Origin of the sequence: Acidiferrimicrobium sp. IK (assembly GCF_025499425.1) — a bacterium.
Lineage (GTDB): Bacteria > Actinomycetota > Acidimicrobiia > Acidimicrobiales > Palsa-688 > Acidiferrimicrobium.
Genome location: NZ_JAIMCB010000005.1, coordinates 353,016 through 369,463 on the forward strand (window position 1 = coordinate 353,016; position 16,448 = coordinate 369,463).

General features: G+C 72.1%; 17 protein-coding genes. 7 read left to right on the forward strand and 10 right to left on the reverse strand.

The window, feature by feature from the left end; translation table 11 throughout:
• Positions 1 to 7: 7 nt before the first annotated feature.
• Positions 8 to 835 (reverse strand): crotonase/enoyl-CoA hydratase family protein, encoded by an 828-nt coding sequence (locus tag K6U06_RS11095; protein WP_262321990.1) that lies wholly within the window; start codon positions 833 to 835, stop codon positions 8 to 10.
• A 746-nt stretch (positions 836 to 1,581) separates the two neighbouring features.
• Between K6U06_RS11095 and K6U06_RS11100 the strand changes: the two genes are divergently transcribed.
• A complete protein-coding gene (locus K6U06_RS11100; RefSeq protein WP_262321991.1) occupies positions 1,582 to 2,832 on the forward strand; it encodes a 3D domain-containing protein in 1,251 nt (416 codons plus the stop codon).
• A gap of 190 nt (positions 2,833 to 3,022) precedes the next feature.
• On the opposite strand, the gene K6U06_RS11105 is transcribed toward K6U06_RS11100, so the two are convergent.
• The 5 genes from K6U06_RS11105 to K6U06_RS11125 form a co-directional block, all read right to left on the reverse strand.
• Positions 3,023 to 4,924: an ABC-F family ATP-binding cassette domain-containing protein gene (locus K6U06_RS11105; protein ID WP_262321992.1), complete on the reverse strand. Its 1,902-nt coding sequence runs from the start codon at positions 4,922 to 4,924 to the stop codon at positions 3,023 to 3,025.
• 105 nt (positions 4,925 to 5,029) lie between these two features.
• Positions 5,030 to 6,256 (reverse strand): acyl-CoA dehydrogenase family protein, encoded by a 1,227-nt coding sequence (locus K6U06_RS11110; RefSeq protein ID WP_262321993.1) that lies wholly within the window; start codon positions 6,254 to 6,256, stop codon positions 5,030 to 5,032.
• Positions 6,253 to 7,284 carry a ferrochelatase gene (locus tag K6U06_RS11115; RefSeq protein ID WP_262321994.1) on the reverse strand — a complete coding sequence of 344 codons (1,032 nt, stop codon included), beginning with the start codon at positions 7,282 to 7,284 and terminating at the stop codon, positions 6,253 to 6,255. The genes K6U06_RS11110 and K6U06_RS11115 overlap by 4 nt, the downstream gene beginning before the upstream one ends.
• Positions 7,285 to 7,318: 34 nt before the next feature.
• Positions 7,319 to 7,600, reverse strand: coding sequence for a hypothetical protein (locus K6U06_RS11120; RefSeq protein WP_262321995.1), 282 nt, complete (start codon positions 7,598 to 7,600; stop codon positions 7,319 to 7,321).
• A gap of 173 nt (positions 7,601 to 7,773) precedes the next feature.
• Positions 7,774 to 8,466, reverse strand: a complete 693-nt coding sequence (locus K6U06_RS11125) for a PIG-L deacetylase family protein (RefSeq protein ID WP_262321996.1) — start codon at positions 8,464 to 8,466, stop codon at positions 7,774 to 7,776.
• Positions 8,467 to 8,632: 166 nt separating this feature from the next.
• On the opposite strand from K6U06_RS11125, the gene ahcY reads away from it, so the two are divergent.
• From ahcY to K6U06_RS11145, 4 genes are all read left to right on the forward strand, one after another.
• Positions 8,633 to 10,057, forward strand: a complete 1,425-nt coding sequence (gene ahcY, locus K6U06_RS11130; protein WP_262321997.1) for an adenosylhomocysteinase — start codon at positions 8,633 to 8,635, stop codon at positions 10,055 to 10,057.
• Positions 10,058 to 10,140: 83 nt separating this feature from the next.
• Complete coding sequence (locus K6U06_RS11135; RefSeq protein ID WP_262321998.1) at positions 10,141 to 10,680, forward strand: hypothetical protein; 540 nt, start codon at positions 10,141 to 10,143, stop codon at positions 10,678 to 10,680.
• Between the two features lie 111 nt (positions 10,681 to 10,791).
• Positions 10,792 to 10,959, forward strand: coding sequence for a hypothetical protein (locus K6U06_RS11140; protein WP_262321999.1), 168 nt, complete (start codon positions 10,792 to 10,794; stop codon positions 10,957 to 10,959).
• A 1-nt stretch (position 10,960) separates the two neighbouring features.
• Complete coding sequence (locus K6U06_RS11145; RefSeq protein WP_262322000.1) at positions 10,961 to 11,671, forward strand: HAD family hydrolase; 711 nt, start codon at positions 10,961 to 10,963, stop codon at positions 11,669 to 11,671.
• On the opposite strand, the gene K6U06_RS11150 is transcribed toward K6U06_RS11145, so the two are convergent.
• A complete protein-coding gene (locus K6U06_RS11150; protein WP_262322016.1) occupies positions 11,668 to 12,234 on the reverse strand; it encodes a zinc-binding dehydrogenase in 567 nt (188 codons plus the stop codon). The genes K6U06_RS11145 and K6U06_RS11150 overlap by 4 nt on opposite strands.
• Positions 12,235 to 12,561: 327 nt before the next feature.
• Positions 12,562 to 13,218: a peroxiredoxin-like family protein gene (locus K6U06_RS11155; protein WP_262322001.1), complete on the reverse strand. Its 657-nt coding sequence runs from the start codon at positions 13,216 to 13,218 to the stop codon at positions 12,562 to 12,564.
• A 90-nt stretch (positions 13,219 to 13,308) separates the two neighbouring features.
• On the opposite strand from K6U06_RS11155, the gene K6U06_RS11160 reads away from it, so the two are divergent.
• Positions 13,309 to 13,959, forward strand: coding sequence for a TetR/AcrR family transcriptional regulator (locus K6U06_RS11160; RefSeq protein WP_262322002.1), 651 nt, complete (start codon positions 13,309 to 13,311; stop codon positions 13,957 to 13,959).
• On the opposite strand, the gene K6U06_RS11165 is transcribed toward K6U06_RS11160, so the two are convergent.
• Both K6U06_RS11165 and K6U06_RS11170 read right to left on the reverse strand, forming a co-directional pair.
• Positions 13,956 to 14,474: a phosphoribosyltransferase gene (locus K6U06_RS11165; RefSeq protein ID WP_262322003.1), complete on the reverse strand. Its 519-nt coding sequence runs from the start codon at positions 14,472 to 14,474 to the stop codon at positions 13,956 to 13,958. The two genes, K6U06_RS11160 and K6U06_RS11165, sit on opposite strands and share 4 nt — an antisense overlap.
• A gap of 47 nt (positions 14,475 to 14,521) precedes the next feature.
• On the reverse strand, positions 14,522 to 15,211 hold the full coding sequence (locus K6U06_RS11170) for a TetR/AcrR family transcriptional regulator (protein ID WP_262322004.1): 690 nt from the start codon (positions 15,209 to 15,211) through the stop codon (positions 14,522 to 14,524).
• Positions 15,212 to 15,263: 52 nt separating this feature from the next.
• Here K6U06_RS11170 and K6U06_RS11175 point away from each other — a divergent pair, with 52 nt between their 5' ends.
• Positions 15,264 to 16,295, forward strand: a complete 1,032-nt coding sequence (locus tag K6U06_RS11175) for an oxygenase MpaB family protein (RefSeq protein WP_262322005.1) — start codon at positions 15,264 to 15,266, stop codon at positions 16,293 to 16,295.
• The last annotated feature ends 153 nt before the right edge of the window (positions 16,296 to 16,448 follow it).

Here is a 16,448-nt window from a genome sequence, read left to right on the forward strand (position 1 = left end):
CGCACCCTCAGACGTCGGAGTAAGCCGGAGGGCGCTTGTCGAACCACGCTGCGACGGCTTCCTTCTGGTTGGCGCTGCCGATGAGGGAGACCATCGTCTTTTCCTCGTCGAGGAGCTGCTCCTCGGGCCCCCGATCCAGCGAGGCGTCGATCAGCCGCTTGCCCTGACGGATGGCGTGGGGGCTCTTGGATGCGATCTCCCCGGCCAGATCGAGGGCTGCGGCGAGCGGGTCGTCAGCGACCCGGGTGGCCATACCGATGCGCACCGCTTCTTCCCCCGAGACCATGCGACCCGACCACAGCAGCTCCTTGGCCACGTCGGGACCGACCAACCTCGGCAGCAGGTAGGTCCCGGCCATGTCGGGGATCAGCCCCCAGCGGATCTCGAGGACCGAGAGCTGAGCGTCGGGAGCGACGATCCTCAAGTCCGCGCCGAGCGCCAGCTGGCAGCCGGCGCCCAGCGCCGGCCCGTGCACCGCGGCGATGACCGGCACCTCCAGCGCCCTCCAGATCCACACCGCCTGCTGCGCCCGGTTGGCCGGGCCGGCGACCCGCCCGCCGACCAGGTCCTGACCGACCGACGAGGACGGGTTGGCCATCTGCCCGAACATCGACAGGTCCAGCCCCGCGGAGAACGCCCGGCCCTCGCCGGAGAGGACCACCGCCCGCACCCGGTTGTCGGCGGCCAGCGCCTCGCCGGTAGCCACCAAAGCGTCGAACATTCCCCGGTCGAAGGCGTTGAGCTTCGCGGGCCGGTTGAGCCTGACGTCGGCCACACCGTCTCGGACCGTGACGGTCGTGCGGGGCTGCTCGGGCACTTCGGGCTGGTCTGGCAACGGAGTCCTCCTGCGGCGGCGGTCCCGTCGGAGGCAACCCCGGCGGCTGACCGGGACATGTTAATGGCGATGCCCCGGACGCACCCTGGTCACGGCACCACGACGGCAGTCCAGTCCGGCCCGCTGGTACGTGGCGGCCGGCCAGAGGGCGTCGGGATGGACATTCGGGAGGCCTCCGGGCCGGTCCCGCGTGTCCCGTATCCCCCTCCCTGCGGCCGGCTGCTGGGTTGGTCATTACTGAGCGAAAACTGACGTCGCATCGCCCCCTCCCCGACACTCCCCGTGGCCGAGATGACCACTCGCGTAGGGTCATAGGGCCCATATGGAGCACCGTATCCATCGGGTTGGGGGACCGGTCCGAGAGCGCCGTTTACATACCTTGACCAGCACTGATGGTCCAGTGGCGGCGCAGCCACACAACGTAAAGACCGGTTTGCGGGGATACAGATTTGGTCTCAACCCGCCGAGAGGCTGTATGCTTCCCCGCTGAGAAACGACAACGCGCCCGGGTGACTGTCCCAGAGACCGCCGGCAGGCGCTGTACGCCCCCCCCTCCGCCTACCCCTTTCCGGCGGAGGCCCGCGCTGAGCCGGGTCGCGACTTCCCCCTTCGCAGACCGGTCCGGCGCGCTGAAACGAGAGGGAGAAGTAGTCCTGACATCAACTGAGAGCAGTTCCCAGCGCCTCTGTTCGGGCGCGCCCCGTTACCAGCCCCAGCACGCTCGACCGCCTCGCTGGCGGCGAACCATGCCGGGGCGCCTTCCCCGCCCTCTCGCCGCGGCCCTGCCGCTGGTGGCTGTGGGCGCCGGCGTCCTGGTGCCTGGAGCAGCGTCCACCCACCGGGTCGCCCCGCCGCAGGTAGACCTGCACGCCACCACCGCCGCGGCGGTCACGCCGAGCGTGCCCAGCCCGCCGGCGACGACGCCGGGAGCGGTCGGCGGCTTCGGGTCGGCCCCCGTGCTCGGCGCTCCCGGCTCGGCTCTGGCCGCTCCGATCGTCGGCATGGCCCGCACACCGAGCGGCACCGGCTACTGGCTGGTCGGCGCCGACGGCGGGGTGTTCCCCTATGGCGACGCCGGGTTTTACGGTTCGCTCGGCGCGACCCACCTGAACAAGCCGATCGTCGGCGTCGCCGCGACCCCCGACGGGAAGGGTTACTGGCTGGTGGCGTCGGACGGGGGCGTGTTCCCCTTCGGCGACGCCAAGTTCTTCGGTTCGACCGGGTCGACGCCGCTCAACAAGCCGATCGTCGGCATCGCCGCCACCCCCACGGGCAACGGCTACCTGCTCGCCGCGTCCGACGGCGGCATATTCGAGTTCGGCGACGCCACCTTCCACGGATCGCTCGGCTCCACCCCGCTCAACCAGCCGATCGTCGGCATCGCCGCCACCCGCTCCGGGCAGGGCTACTGGCTGGCCGCGTCTGACGGCGGCATCTTCAACTTCGGCGACGCCGCCTTCCACGGGTCGCTCGGCTCGACCAAGCTCAACAAGCCGATCGTGGCCATCGCTCCCTCCCCCACCGGTGACGGCTACTGGATGGCTGCGTCCGACGGTGGGGTGTTCAGCTTCGGGGACGCCCTCTACAGCGGTGCGCTGGCCCCCGAGCCGAGCTCGACTGCGGTGACTGCGATGGCGCCCGGCACCACCGACGACAGCTACTGGCTGGCGACCGCCCCCGCACCCCCGCCTCCCCCCGTGAGCGCCCAGGTGCAGGCCAGCAGCGTCGGCGGTCAGCCGCTCGGCTCGTTCGTCGTCACCTGCTACGACCTCGGAGGCACCACCGCGAGCGGTGCTCGCACCTCGATGGCGACCGTGGCGGTCGACCCGTCGGTCATCCGGATGGGTTCGACGATCGACATCGCCGGCGTGGGCACCCGGATCGCTCAGGACACCGGCGGCGCCATCGTCGGTCACCGCCTGGATCTGTGGCTGCCGACCTACAGCGACTGCGCGTCGTGGGGCGTTCAGACCAGGTCAGTCACCCTGGTCAACTGACGGGGGCACTCCCCCGCTGGACGCCTGTCTCGCCTCGAGGTCCAGTTGACCACTTCCCCCGGTGGCCAACTGGACCTCGGATGGGTCGCCCCCGCCACGTCGTCGGCGAGACCCGCCCCGCCAGCTCGTCGGCGGCACCCGCCCTGACGACAACGCCGCCAACGCGACAGCGCCGGCGCCCCGCCCGGCCTCACCGCCCCGCCTCCGCCTCCCCGGCCAGCGCCAGCCACTCCTCCTCGGCGTCGTCGAGCTGCCCTTGGATCTCGGCCAGCGCCGAGCCGACTCGGGCCATCTCCACGTGGTCGCCGGCAGCCGCCATCTCCTCCGCCAGGCGGTCCCGCTGCCGCTCGAGGCGGCCGATCAGCTTCTCGGTCTCCCGGAGCCGGAAGCTGAGGGTGCTCGCCGAGCGCCCCCCGCTCCCGCCACCTGCCGCACCTGAGCGGCTGCCGGCGCCCGCCGCCCCGGCTGGCGAACCCCCGGACCGCGCCGGCGAGCCCGCGGCCCGCGCCGGCGAGCCCGCAGCCCGCGGCGGGGCTCCTCCGCCGGCCACCGACGGCGTGCGGCCGCCTCCCGCCCGGTCGGCCGCCACCGGCACCCCGCTGGCCGCCAGCCAGCCGGCCAGCCCGCCGGCGACCTCTTGCACCCCGCCGTCGGCGCCTACGGCGACGACGTGCTCGGTGGCCCGCTCCAAAAACGCCCGGTCGTGGCTGACCGCCACTAGCGCGCCGGGCCAGTCCTCGAGGAACTCCTCGAGGACCCGCAGCGTGTCGAGGTCGAGGTCGTTGGTCGGCTCGTCGAGGAACAAGACGTTCGGCCGGGCGGCCAGCACGCTGAGCAGCTGCAGGCGCCGGCGCTCGCCGCCGGACAGCGTGGCGACCCGGGCCCAGGGCAGGTCACCGGTGAACCAGAACCGCTCCATCAGCAGATTGTCCTCCGGGGTGCCCGGCACCCGGGCCGGGCCGGCGACGACGTCGCGGACCCGGGCGCTTGGGTCCAGGTCGGCGCCGTGCTGGTCGTAGACGCCCATCACGACCGTCGGGCCCCGCTCGACGCGGCCCGACGCCGGGGGGCGCCGGCCGGCGAGCACGTCGAGCAGGGTGGTCTTACCGGCCCCGTTGGGGCCGACGACCCCGAGGCGGTCTCGGCGGTCGAGGGAGAGGGTCACGTCCTTGAGGACCAGGGGACCGTCGGGGTCGTAGCCGGCCGACGCGTGCTCCACTTCGATCACCTTGTCGCCCAGCCTGGGCGTACCGAAGTGCAAGTCCAGGTCCCCCCGCCGGGCCGGTTCGGCGGGCCGCGCCGCGAGCAGCGCCTCGGCGGCCGCGATCCGGGCCTGCGGCTTGCGGGTCCGAGCCGGGGCGCCGCGGCGCAGCCACGCGGCTTCCCGCCGGGCCAGGTTGCGCCGGACCGCCTCCCCGGTGGCCGCCCGCTCGTCCCGCTCGGCTCGGGCGTCTAGGTAGGACGCGTAGCCGCCTTCGTGGACGTAGGCGGATCCGCGGTCGAGCTCCAGCATGCGGGTGGTCAACCGGTCGAGGAGGTGGCGGTCGTGGGTGACGAGCACCAAGCCGCCCCGGTGACCCGCCAGGCGGTCCTCCAGCCAGGTGATGGCGGCCAGATCCAGGTGGTTGGTGGGCTCGTCGAGGATCAGCAGCTCCGCCGGCTGGACCAGGACCCGGGCCAGCGCCACCCGCTTGGCCTGCCCCCCCGACAGCTGCGATACGTCGGCATCGGCCAGGGCGGCCATGCCCAGGCGGTCCAGGACCGCGTCGACCTCCCAGTCACCGCCGCCTACCGCGCCGGTCCCGGCGCCGCTGCCCGCCGCGCCGGCGCTGACCGCGGCTCGCACCGTCCCGGCCGGCAGCGCCGCCCGCTGGTCGAGGAACCCGACTCGCGCCCCTCGCCCCTTGCGCACGACGCCGCTTTCGGGTTGGTCGACGCCGGCGAGCAGCCGTAGGAGCGTGGACTTGCCGGTCCCGTTGATGCCGACGACCCCTAGGCGGTCCCCGTCGGAGACGGTGACCGACAGGTCCTCGAACAGCGGCCGTCCGGGACGGACGGCCGACACTCCTGCGACATCGACGAGCACGGCCACCCGGTGCAGTGTGGCGAGCCCACCCCGCTACCGGCAAGACGGCCGCCCGGCCCGGATAGAAGCCGGGCCGGCTGGCCGGCTAGAAGCCGGCCAGCCTGGCCGGCGCTACTGGTCGGGCCGGTCGCTGAACGGCCGGGCCTTGTCGACCCGCGGCTCGGGGGGAAGCCCGAGCACCCGTTCACCGAGGATGTTGTGCTGGATCTCGTCGGTCCCGCCCCGGATCGACAGGGAAGGCGACACCAAGAACATGGTCTGCCACGCGTCGGGCGCGCCGGCCGGCGACGCGGCCGTCGGCTGGTAGACGGTGGCGGCGGGGCCTTCGAGGTCGAGCGCCAGGGCGGCGGTCGCCTTGACCATCCTGGTGGTCTGGATCTTGGCCCCGGAGTCCTCCGGCCCGGGCGCCTTGCCGGCCTGGCGGGCCGCGGCGGCCCGCAGCGCCGACATCTGGTTGACCCGCAACTGCACGATCCGCTGCACCAGACGGTCCCGCTCCACCGGCCGGCGCTCGACGCGGTTGGCCCGACCGAGGGCGATCAAGCGGTCCACGGTGATCCCCTGGTCGCCGGCCAGCGAACCCCGCTCGAAGCTCAAGCAGGTGATCCCGACCTTCCAGCCCCGCCCCTCCTCGTCGATGCGGTCGGCATCGGGCACGACCACGTCGTCGAGGAACACCTCGTTGAAGTGGGCGTCGCCGTTCATCTGCACCAGCGGGCGGACCGTGACACCCGGAGACGACAGGTCGATGGCGAACGCGGTGATGCCGGCGTGCTTGGGCACCGACGGGTCGGTCCGGGCCAGCAGCAGCCCCCACTGCGAGTAGTGGGCGCGGCTGGTCCACACCTTCGACCCGCTGACCCGCCACCCGTCGCCGTCGCGCACCGCCTTGGTCTTGACGTTCGCCAGGTCGCTTCCGGCGTCGGGCTCCGAGAACATCTGGCACCAGATCTGGCTGCCGTCGCGTATCCCCGGCAGCCACCGGGCTTTTTGCTCCTCCGAGGCGTGGGCCAAGATGGTCGGGCCGATCAGCTCCAAGCCGACCAGGAACGGGTACATGTCCGGCGCGTCGAATTCGGCCACCACCTCTCGCACGACGTCGGCTTCGTCGCCGGCGAGGCCCATCCCGCCGTGCTCGGTCGGCCATGACGGCACCGCCCACCCGCCGTCGGCCAGCAGCTTCAAGTAGCGCCGGCCCGACTCGAAGTCGTCGCTGCCGGCGCCGAGCACCAGTCCCGCGGCGGCGGGGTCGCGCACCTCCAGGCGCGATGCCAGCGCGGCGCGAACCTCGGATCGAAGCGACGCGAAGCGGTCCTCGTCACCTGCAGGATCGGTCATGTCCCAGACCCTACCGGCCGCGCCGGGCGCCGAGCCGGGGCCGGGCAGCATCCCGGCGGGCACCGATCGGGCCACACCGCGCCGCCGGCTGACAGTCGCTCGGAGCCGGGCCGCTCCGGCCCCAGCCGCTCGGAGACCAACTGGCGGACCATCTCCACGAAACGGGGGTCGGTTCCCGGGGTCCCGGCCCGCACCATCCGCAGGCCCAGCTGGCGGGCCGTTTCCGCCGCTTGGGTGTCGAGGTCGAAGCGGACCTCCATGTGGTCGGAGGTGAACCCGATCGGCGCCACCACCACCGCGTCGTGGTCGGGGGCCAGCGCGGCCAGGGCGTCGCGGACGTCTGGCTCCAGCCACGGGACCGACGGGGACCCCGATCGGCTCTGGAACACCAGCTGCCAGTCGGACTCCGCCACGCCGGCGCGGGCCGCGACCAAGCGGGCGGTGGTCCGCAGCTGCTCCTCGTACGGGCTCGACTTGGCCGCCGACACCGGCACGCTGTGCGCGCTGAACAGCACCGGCGAGTCGGGCCCGGCGTCCGCCCGGGCGGCTCGCAGCTGGTCGGCGAGGGGCTCCACGAAACCAGGGTGGTTGAAGTACAACCGCAGCTTGTCGATCACCGGCGCGGCGGCACCGACCGCCGAGCGGGCCGCCTCGATGTCCTCCAGATACTGCCGGCAGCCGCTGTAGCCGCCGTAGGCAGAGGTCACGAACGCCAGCGCCCGACGCACCCCGTCCTCCGCCATCGCCGCCACCGTGTCGGCGAGCATGGGATGCCAGTTGCGGTTGCCCCAGTACACCGGCAGGGCCGGCCCGTGCGAGGCCAGGTCCGCCTCGATGGCGGCGATCAGCGCCCGGTTGTGCCCGTTGAGCGGGCTGACCCCGCCGAAGCGGTCGTACTGGCGGGCCACTTCGACCACCCGATCCTCGGGCACGTCCCGGCCCCGCAGCACGTTGCGGAGGAACGGCATCACGTCGTCGGGACCCTCCGGACCCCCGAAGGACACGACGAGGAGGGCGTCATAGGACATGCCGACGAGCCTACGGACCGTTCCGAAACTTGTCTCATCTGTCATTTCCGACGAGGACGGGTTCGGGGCCACCTGTTGGCGGGTGGTGGTGACGGTCTTGTCTTGCTCGGGGCTGGTGCCGTCTTCGCAGTTCGTCGACGACCACCTGGCGGTCCAGATCGGCGCGCTGATCGCCCCAGGACACCCTGGCGTAAAACGCCACGCCGGCCCCGCCAGCCGGCGGCTCCCCGACCAGGATCATCCCCGTCGCCAACTGACCGGCCGACACCGGCAGCGCACCGGCATGGAACCGGCCGCACCCGCCCTGGCGGCTCACGCCATTGACCCTCACCCACTCCGACAGCCTCACGACCACCATCATCACAAGGGAGGTGTGACACCCATCCCCGATTGAGACACAACCACTCGCTCCGACGAACAGTTCACAACCCTGTCGGGAGCCGGGGGCGAGCCTCGACCGGCGCGAGGAAACGGTGAGGAAAGACGCCGTCATCGGGTGATCACCCGGCGGAAACCCTCGGCCAGGCGGCCGTCGGGGTACCCCGCTTGGGCCGCCGTCGCGCTCATCCACTCCCGCAGCCTGGCTTCGAGCCCGCCGCCCCGGTCGGTCTCCTGGCTGGTGTGCTCCCGCAGCGCGGCCAGCTTGCGCTCGAAGCTGTCGGTGACGTCTACCCACGTGTCGGCGCCCGGGCCGCCCATCAGCCACACCTCGCCCACGGTGTGGGCCTCGAGGTCGGCCAGCTCCGGATACGCGAACGGGTTGCGGGCGTCGGGGTACACGGCGCGCACCGTCGCCTCCCCCACCGCCAGGTGATCGGGGTGGCTGGCGCCGATGCGGTCCCAGTTGCGTTCGGGGTTGTGGGTGACGATCCGCTCCGGGCGGACCTGGCGGATGACCCGGCTCAAGTCGATGCGCAGCGCGGTGGTCGGCTCCACCCGTCCGTCCTGCCAGCCGAGGAACCGGACCTCTTCGACGCCGAGCTGCCGGCCTGCCGCGATCTGCTCGGCGTGGCGGATGGCGGGGATCTCGCTTCGGGGAACGGCCGGGTCGAAGCCGCCGGCGTCGCCGTCGGTGACGATGCAGTAGCTGACCTCGATGCCCTGCGAGGTCCACGAGGCGATGGTCCCGCCGGCGCCGAAGTCGACGTCGTCGGGATGGGCGGTGATGACCAGAGTGCGCACCTTGGGAAGCTATCCGCCTCGCGGCGCGCAGTAAGATGGACGGGTTCGGGCTGACCAGATGGACAGGGCCAGACGGCCCCGGCTCGGCGGACATCGCGTGGTGGCTCTCTCAGAAGCGCCGCCCCAACCTGCCGATCCCGCACATCCCTCCAGCTACAGGAGCCCCATGACTGACACTGCCACCCCCGTCAACTACCGCGTCGCCGACATCGGCCTGGCCGACTTCGGCCGCCGGGAGATCGACTTGGCGCAAGTCGAGATGCCGGGCCTGATGGCCCTGCGAGCCGAGTACGGCGACAGCAAGCCCCTGGCCGGGGCCCGCATCAGCGGCTCGTTGCACATGACCGTCCAGACCGCGGTGCTGATCGAGACCCTCGTGGCGCTCGGTGCCGAGGTGCGCTGGGCGTCGTGCAACATTTTCTCCACCCAGGACCACGCCGCCGCGGCCATCGCCGCCGCCGGCGTTCCGGTTTTCGCCTGGAAGGGCGAGACGCTCGAGGAGTACTGGTGGTGCACCGAGCAGGCGCTGCGCTGGCCCGACGGGGACGGCCCCAACATGATCCTCGACGACGGCGGCGACGCCACGCTGCTCGTCCACCTCGGGGCGGAGTGCGAGGAGCAGGGCAAGGTGCCCGAGCTGGGACCGGAGGACTCCGAGGAGTACGCCCTCATCCTCGCCACCCTCAACCGGACCCTGCGCGACAACGGCACCCTTTGGACCTCGATGGCCAAGACCATCAAGGGGGTCACCGAGGAGACCACCACCGGAGTCCATCGCCTCTACCAGCGGGCCGAGGCCGGCACGCTGCGCTTCCCGGCGATCAACGTCAACGACTCGGTGACCAAGTCGAAGTTCGACAACCTCTACGGCTGCCGGCACTCGCTCATCGACGGCATCTTCCGGGCCACCGACGTCATGATCGCCGGCAAGGTGGCGGTGGTGTGCGGGTTCGGCGACGTGGGGAAGGGCTGCGCCCAGTCCCTCCGCGGTCAGGGCGCTCGGGTGATCATCACCGAGATCGACCCGATCTGCGCGCTGCAGGCGGCGATGGAGGGCTACCAGGTCCTCACCCTCGACGACGTCGTGGCCGACGCCGACATCTTCGTTACCGCCACCGGCAACCGCGACTTGATCACCGCGGCCGACATGGCCCGCATGAAGCACAACGCCATCGTCTGCAACATCGGCCACTTCGACAACGAGATCGACATGGCCGGCCTGGCCCGCGTGCCGGGCATCTCCCGCACGAACATCAAGCCGCAGGTCGACGCGTGGGACTTCCCCGACGGCCACTCCGTGATCGTCCTGGCCGAGGGCCGCCTGGTCAACCTGGGCTGCGCCACCGGTCACCCGAGCTTCGTGATGTCATCGAGCTTCACCAACCAGGTGCTGGCCCAAATCGAGCTGTTCACCCGCACCGAGCACTACCCGACCGGGGTGTACGTGCTGCCCCGCCACCTCGACGAGAAGGTGGCCCGCCTGCATCTCGACAAGCTCGGCGTGAAGCTGACCTCTCTCACCGAGAAGCAGGCCGGCTACCTGGGCGTGGAGCTCGAGGGTCCGTTCAAGTCCGACGCCTACCGCTACTGACGCCGCGACGCCACCGCCCCCGCCCGCCCGGAGCGGCGCGAGGGCCGGTGGCGTAGGCGCCTCCCAGGCGCCATGCTGCAGTGATGCGCACCGGGGCCTACCCGGGGTCGTTCGATCCCCCGACCGTCGCCCACCTGGCGGTAGCCGACGCCGCCCGCCGCCAGGCCGGGCTGGACCGCGTCGACCTGATCATCTCGCAGGTCGCGCTGGGCAAGGAGGACCGTCACGGCCCGGCCCCCTCGGCGCGCCTGGCGGTGCTCGAAGCGTGCCGGGCGTCGAGGCCGTGGCTGGGCGCCCGGCTGACCAGCGCCCGGCTGCTGGTCGACATCGCCGAGGGCTACGACGTTTTGATCGTCGGCGCCGACAAGTGGGCGCAACTCGTCGACCCGGCCTGGTACGGGGGGTCCCAAGCGGCCCGCGACGACGTGCTGCGCCGGGTGCCGGCGGTGCTGGTCGCCCCCCGGCCGCCTCATCCCCTCCCGGCGCCGTCCCCGCCCCGGGTCACTCTCCTCGAAGTGGACGTCGCCCACGGGCCGGTCTCGTCCACCGCGGTGCGGGCGGGACGGCTGGAGTGGATGGCCGACGAGGCCGCCGGGACCGGCCTTTGGGCCCCGAGGCGCTGAGCCCGCTCGCCGACGGCTGGCACCACCTCAGCTCCGGGCCGGGGATGCACCCTGACCGCTCGCTGCCGGCACTAGGGTTCCCCGGATGCCCGTGGCACCTCATCCGGGAACGTGACCCTGCTGTTCGTCGGGCTCGGGATCCTCGTCCTGGCCCAGATCCTCGGGATCTACGCGCTGAAAACCCACAAAGCGGACCTGATCTTCGCGATGACGATGCTCGGCTTGTTCGTCGGCGCGGCGGTGTGCGGCGGGGTCGGCGCCTACCAGCAGCTGCGTTGAGGTGACGGAGGAGGCCCCCCAGCTGGTCATATTGGACTGCGACGGGGTGCTGGTCGACAGCGAGAAGCTGGCGGTGGAGATCGAGTCGGAGATGCTCACCGCCATGGGATGGCCGCTCAGCCCGCTCGACGTCCTAGAGCGCTTCGTCGGGCGCAGCGACGCCTACACCCTCCAGCAGATCGAGGCCGGCCTCGGACGTCGGGCCCCCGAGTGGCCGGCCCGGTACGCGGAGCGGCTCACCGCCGCGTTCCGCGCTCACCTCCGACCGGTCCCCGGGGTCGAGGCTGCCCTTGACGCGCTGCGCGTCCCGACTTGTGTCGCGTCGAGCGGACCGCACGAGAAGATCCGCCTGACCCTCGGCCTGACCGGGCTGCTCGAGCGCTTCGACGGGCGGATATTCAGCGCCACCGACGTCGCCCGGGGCAAGCCGGCCCCCGACCTGTTCCTCCACGCCGCGGCCGCGATGGGAGCGGACCCGTCGGCCTGCGTCGTCGTGGAGGACAGCCGGGCCGGCGTCGAGGCGGCCAGGGCCGCGGGGATGCGCTCCCTCGGCTTCGCCGGTGGGCTCACTCCTCGGGAATGGCTGGAGGGACCGGGGACCACCGTCTTCGAGGACATGGCTGACCTTCCCGGCCTGGTGACCGCTCCCCCGCCCTCCGGGCGCCCGCCGGCTCCACGTCGGGCGCCGCTCCGGCAGGGCGAGGCGGGCTAGGGCACAAGAACGACTTTGCCGTGCGGTGCCCCTGACAGGCTGAGCTCGGCGGCGGCGCGCCACTCGGCGAGCGGGAAGCTCTTCGCCACCGGGACGGCGAGCTGGCCTGCGGCCGCGAGCCTGGCGTAGTCGGCCAGGAAGCCGGAGCTCGGGATGCCGCCCGCGGTCAGCAGCTCGTCGATGTTGACGCGTGCCCCCTGGCTGCGGGCCTCGTCGTGGTTGCTGATCGTGACGACGTGCTTCGGGTCTCCGGTGATCTCGATGAGCGCGGCGATCGCGCCTTGGTTCGGGCGTGAGGCGTCGAGGACGTGATCGATCGGCCCGTCGGCTAGTGACCGGACCCGCTCGACCATGCCCTCCCCGTACGGCGTTACCGTCGCCCCGAACCGCTCGAGGTCACCTGCGAACGTCGGCCCCGCGGTGGCCATCACCCGAGCGCCGCGACGCGGCGCCAGCTGCACGGCTGCGTAGCCGACCATGCCGCCGGCCCCGTGGACCAACACGACCTCGCCTGCCTTCACGTTCATCACCTCAGGGGTCCACTGCGGGCTCTGCAGCACCATCGCCAGCACGGCTGCTCAGCGGTCTCCTCTGCGCCTGAAGACGCCCCCCGGTTCGAGCGATCGGGCCGCGGCTTGCGACTGGCGGTTCGCGTCGGGCGGCGCGCTCCGCTGCCCTGCCGCTGCCGGCCCGGAAAGGGTCGCGGCCGCTTCCTCCAGACACCAACCGAGCGAGCGACGCGAGTCGAGGGCGGTAGCGAGGCGGCCGGAGGACGCCTCGTGGCTTGGGATCCCGAGAGACGTCACCGGCGGCACCCGGGCCCGCCGGCTCACGCACCGGCCTGCGGCCGCCAGCGCGCCCGGTCGGCCCGGTCGTTGCCGTCGCTCCGGTCAGGCCAGCGCGTCGAGGGCGGCGACGATGGCGGCTACCTCGGTGCGGGCGGTGTAGTCGGGGCACACGTCGACGAAGCGCACGACACGGTCGCGGTCGACGACGAGCACGGTCGGGCGCGGGAGGCGGGTGGAGCCCTCGGCGTTGACCTGGGCCAGGTCGACCCCGATCTGTCCCTGGGCGTCGAGCATCTCGTCGGTCTGCTGGAAGTCGATGCCGATCTTCCCGGCCAGGCGGCTGCCGGGATCGGACAGCACCGTGAAGGACAGCTCCGCTTTCTCGGCGGTGGAGAGGGATTGGTCGGGCGTCTGGGGGCTGATGGCCACCAGGCGGCCCGCGAAGCGGTCGATTTGGGGCAGCAGGTCGCGTTGGTAGGTGCGAAGCGCGACGTTGCAGTAAGGGCACCAGCCGCCTCGGTAGAAGACGACCACCGCCGGGCCGGTCGCCACGATCTCCTCCAAGCTGACCGGCTGTCCGGTGGCGTCGTCGAGGGTGAAGGAGTCGAGGCGGTCACCGACCTTGATGGCGCCGGCGGGGACCCCTTCGGCGACGAGGTCGACGGTCCCGCGGGCGAACGCCGCGAGGATCTCGGCAGGCAGTCGCCCGGCGGCGGCCGCTTTGACCTGGTCGGACTGCTCGCGAATGGTGGTGGGCATGGGGGCTCCTAACGATTAAGTGGACTGACGAGTCCAGTAGAGCGGAAGAAGTATTGGACTGTCAAGTCCACTTGGGGGAATACTGGGGTCATGGGAGCCGCACCGACGACCGAGAGAGGGCGTTCCACCCGCCAGCGGATAGTCGCCGCGGCGCGGGAGGTGGTAGCCGAGAAGGGGGCGTCGGCGGCCAGCCTGGACGACGTCGGCGCCCGGGCACCGGCGTCTCGCAGCCAGCTGTACCACTACTTCGACGACAAGAACGACCTGCTCAAGGCGGTGGCCGAGGCCACCAACGAGATGGTGCTGGGCGAACAGCAGGAGCTCTTCGCTGGCCTCGGCACCTGGGAGGGCTTGGTCCGCTGGACTGACGCCTTGGTGGCCATCCAGGAGCGGCACGGAGGTGAGGGCGGATGCCCGATCGCCAACCTCCTCAGCCAGGTCGGCGAGCACCACGACCAGATCCGGGTGGTGCTCACGTCCGGATACGACCGGTGGGAGGAGCACATCCGCGCCGGCCTGACCGCCATGATCGCGTCGGGCGAGCTACGTCCCGACACCGACGCAGACTGGCTGGCGACCTCGACGCTGGCCAGCCTGCAAGGCGGCCTGGTCCTGACCCAAGCCCGGCGGGATCCCCGCAGCTTGCGCCGAGCCCTAGACGGCGCCCTGGCCCTCGTCGCGACCTACCGGAGCGGCGAGCGGCTCGGGGACACGGATCGGGGGAGGCCGCCGGCGGTCTAGTGCCCCAAGGCGGCGGACTCGCCGGTCCCCTTGCCGGCGACGGGCGGCTGCGAGGACCACGGGAAGTCGATCCAGCGGTCGGTCCTGGCCCACGCGTACTCGCAGGCGATGACCGACGCCGGCTTCTCGTAGAGCACCGCGGCGCGCACGTCGGCCACCTTGCCCCGGCAGAAGTCGTGGACCAGGGCGAGGGTGTGCCCGGTGTCGGCGACGTCGTCGGCGACGAGGACCTTGGCGTGCTCCAGGTTGACCAGCTCAGGGGTCGGGGGGAGCACCACTGGCAACGGGAGCCGCTCGTCGATCCCGGTGTAGTACTCGACGTTCATCAGGTGGATGTTCTTGACGCTGAGCGCGTAGCCGAGGGCCCCGGCTACGAACAGGCCGCCCCGGGCGATGGACAGGATCAAGTCGGGCACGAAGCCGTCAGCGGCGACGGTTTCCGCCAGTTCCCGGCTGGCGGCACCGAAACGCTCCCAGGTCAGGATCTCTCGTTCGCGAGCCGGAGGAGCGTCCATCCGGGGAGGGTAGCTGCCTCGATGCCCGCAGGGCGACGCCGGGGCGCCTACCCGGCGGCGAGGGCCACATGGGCCAGGACCACCGCCACCGCGTGGTCCACCAACTGGCGCCGGGACGGCGTGATGGAGCCGTCCAGCCACGCCGAGAAGAGGTGGGCAAGCGCCCCGACCATGCTCACAGCCGACATGGCCCGCAGCGGGCCCCGGCCGCCGGCCTCGCCGGGGAGCTGGTCCTCGATGAGGGCGCCGAACGACGGGAGCAGGTTCGCGCCCGCCGCCGCGAGCGTCGGGTCACCGAAGGCCTCGAGCAGCAGTACCCGCCCCTTGCGGGGATCGTCGATCACGATGCCCATGAACGCCTCGACGACCGCCCGGGCTCGAGCGGGCGGATCGGGGGGGCTGGCGGCCACCGCGGCCGCCAGCGCCTGCTGCGCCTCGAGCGCGACCCGCTCGTAGACGGCCAGGAGGAAGGCGTCGCGGTCGGTGAAGCTCTCGTAGAAGTAGCGCTCGGTGAGCCTCGCCGAGCGGCACACCGACCGGACGGTGACCGCCGCGGTGCCGCCCGAACCCATCAGGTCGAGCCCGGCGTCGAGCAGCCGGCCCTGACGGGCCCGCCGGCGGTCTTCGATCGTGGTGCCCGCCCAGCCCGGGGCCCGCGCCGGGGACGCGCCGTCCGCCGCAGCGCCTGTCGTGGCGGCCCGTCGCGCCCGGCTGTGGGGGGCGGAGGCGTCGGACATGCCAGCCAGGCTGGCAGTTGACTACGGGCGTTGTCAATCGTATGGTGACAACGTGCGTAGTCAACTCGTGGACGACACCGACACCGACACCGATACCGACACCCCCACCGGAACCGGGTCGGGGCTCGCCCCGGAGGCCGCCGAAGCGCGGGGCGCAGCCCGCCGGCCGGCCGCCAAGGGCCTCGGGCCCGACTCGCTGACCTGGAAGTACTTCGGCGACTGGCGGGGCATGCTCCTCGGCCTGTGGGCCGGTTCGCTGCAAAACATGCACCCCGGGCTGGGAGCCGGCGTGGAGGAGCACTCGGACTTCTTCGCCGAGCGGTGGGCCCGCCTGCTGCGCTCCTTGTACCCGATCAACGGAGTGGTCTACGACGGTGACCGGGCAGAGCAGACCGCCCGGGAGATCCGCGGGTACCACACCACCATCAAGGGGGTGGACAGCCAGGGGCGGCGCTATCACGCTCTGGACCCCGACACGTTCTACTGGGCGCACGCCACGTTTTTCATGAGCATCATCGTCCTAAACGAGCACTTCGGTGACCGCCTGAGCGAGGACCAGAAGCGCCAGCTCTACGACGAGAGCATCGAGTGGTACCGGCTCTACGGCGTCAGCATGCGCCCGGTACCGCCCGACTGGGAGAGCTTCCAGGCGTACTGGGACCACATGTGCGAGGAGGTGCTGGAGGACAACCGGGCCACCCGGGACGTGCTGGATCTCAGCCACCTGCCCAAGCCGCCGTTCTTGGAGTGGCTGCCCGCGCCGGCGTGGAGCGCCCTGCGGATCCCCATCGCCTCGAGCTTCACTTGGCTGACCGCCGGCCTGTACCCTCCCGCGGTGCGCGAGCGGCTGGGCCTGCGGTGGGGCCCGGCGGATCAGGCGGCGCTGTCGGTGGTGGGCACCGCGGTGCGGCTGGGCTGGTCGTTGCTCCCCGAGGCGGTGCGGCTCCACCCCCGCGCCCGGGCCGGCTGGCAGCGGGCCCGGGGCGAGATCCCGCCCGACGCCCCGCTGATCGAGACCCCTCGGCGTAACCTCCCTCCGCCCGACGCCCGGGGCAACCCGAAGCACTACTGCCCCTACAGCTGACCGCTGCCCGGGGAGGAGGCGGCGGTGCTGCTAGGACACTGTTGAACAACCCACGTTTTCCGGGTTCAGCGACTCGGGTTCACGAGCGAGGGGCATCCGGGTGTGACTGACCGACGAACCGGTCGTTGTGAGCGCCGTTTTGTGGGCGTGGTG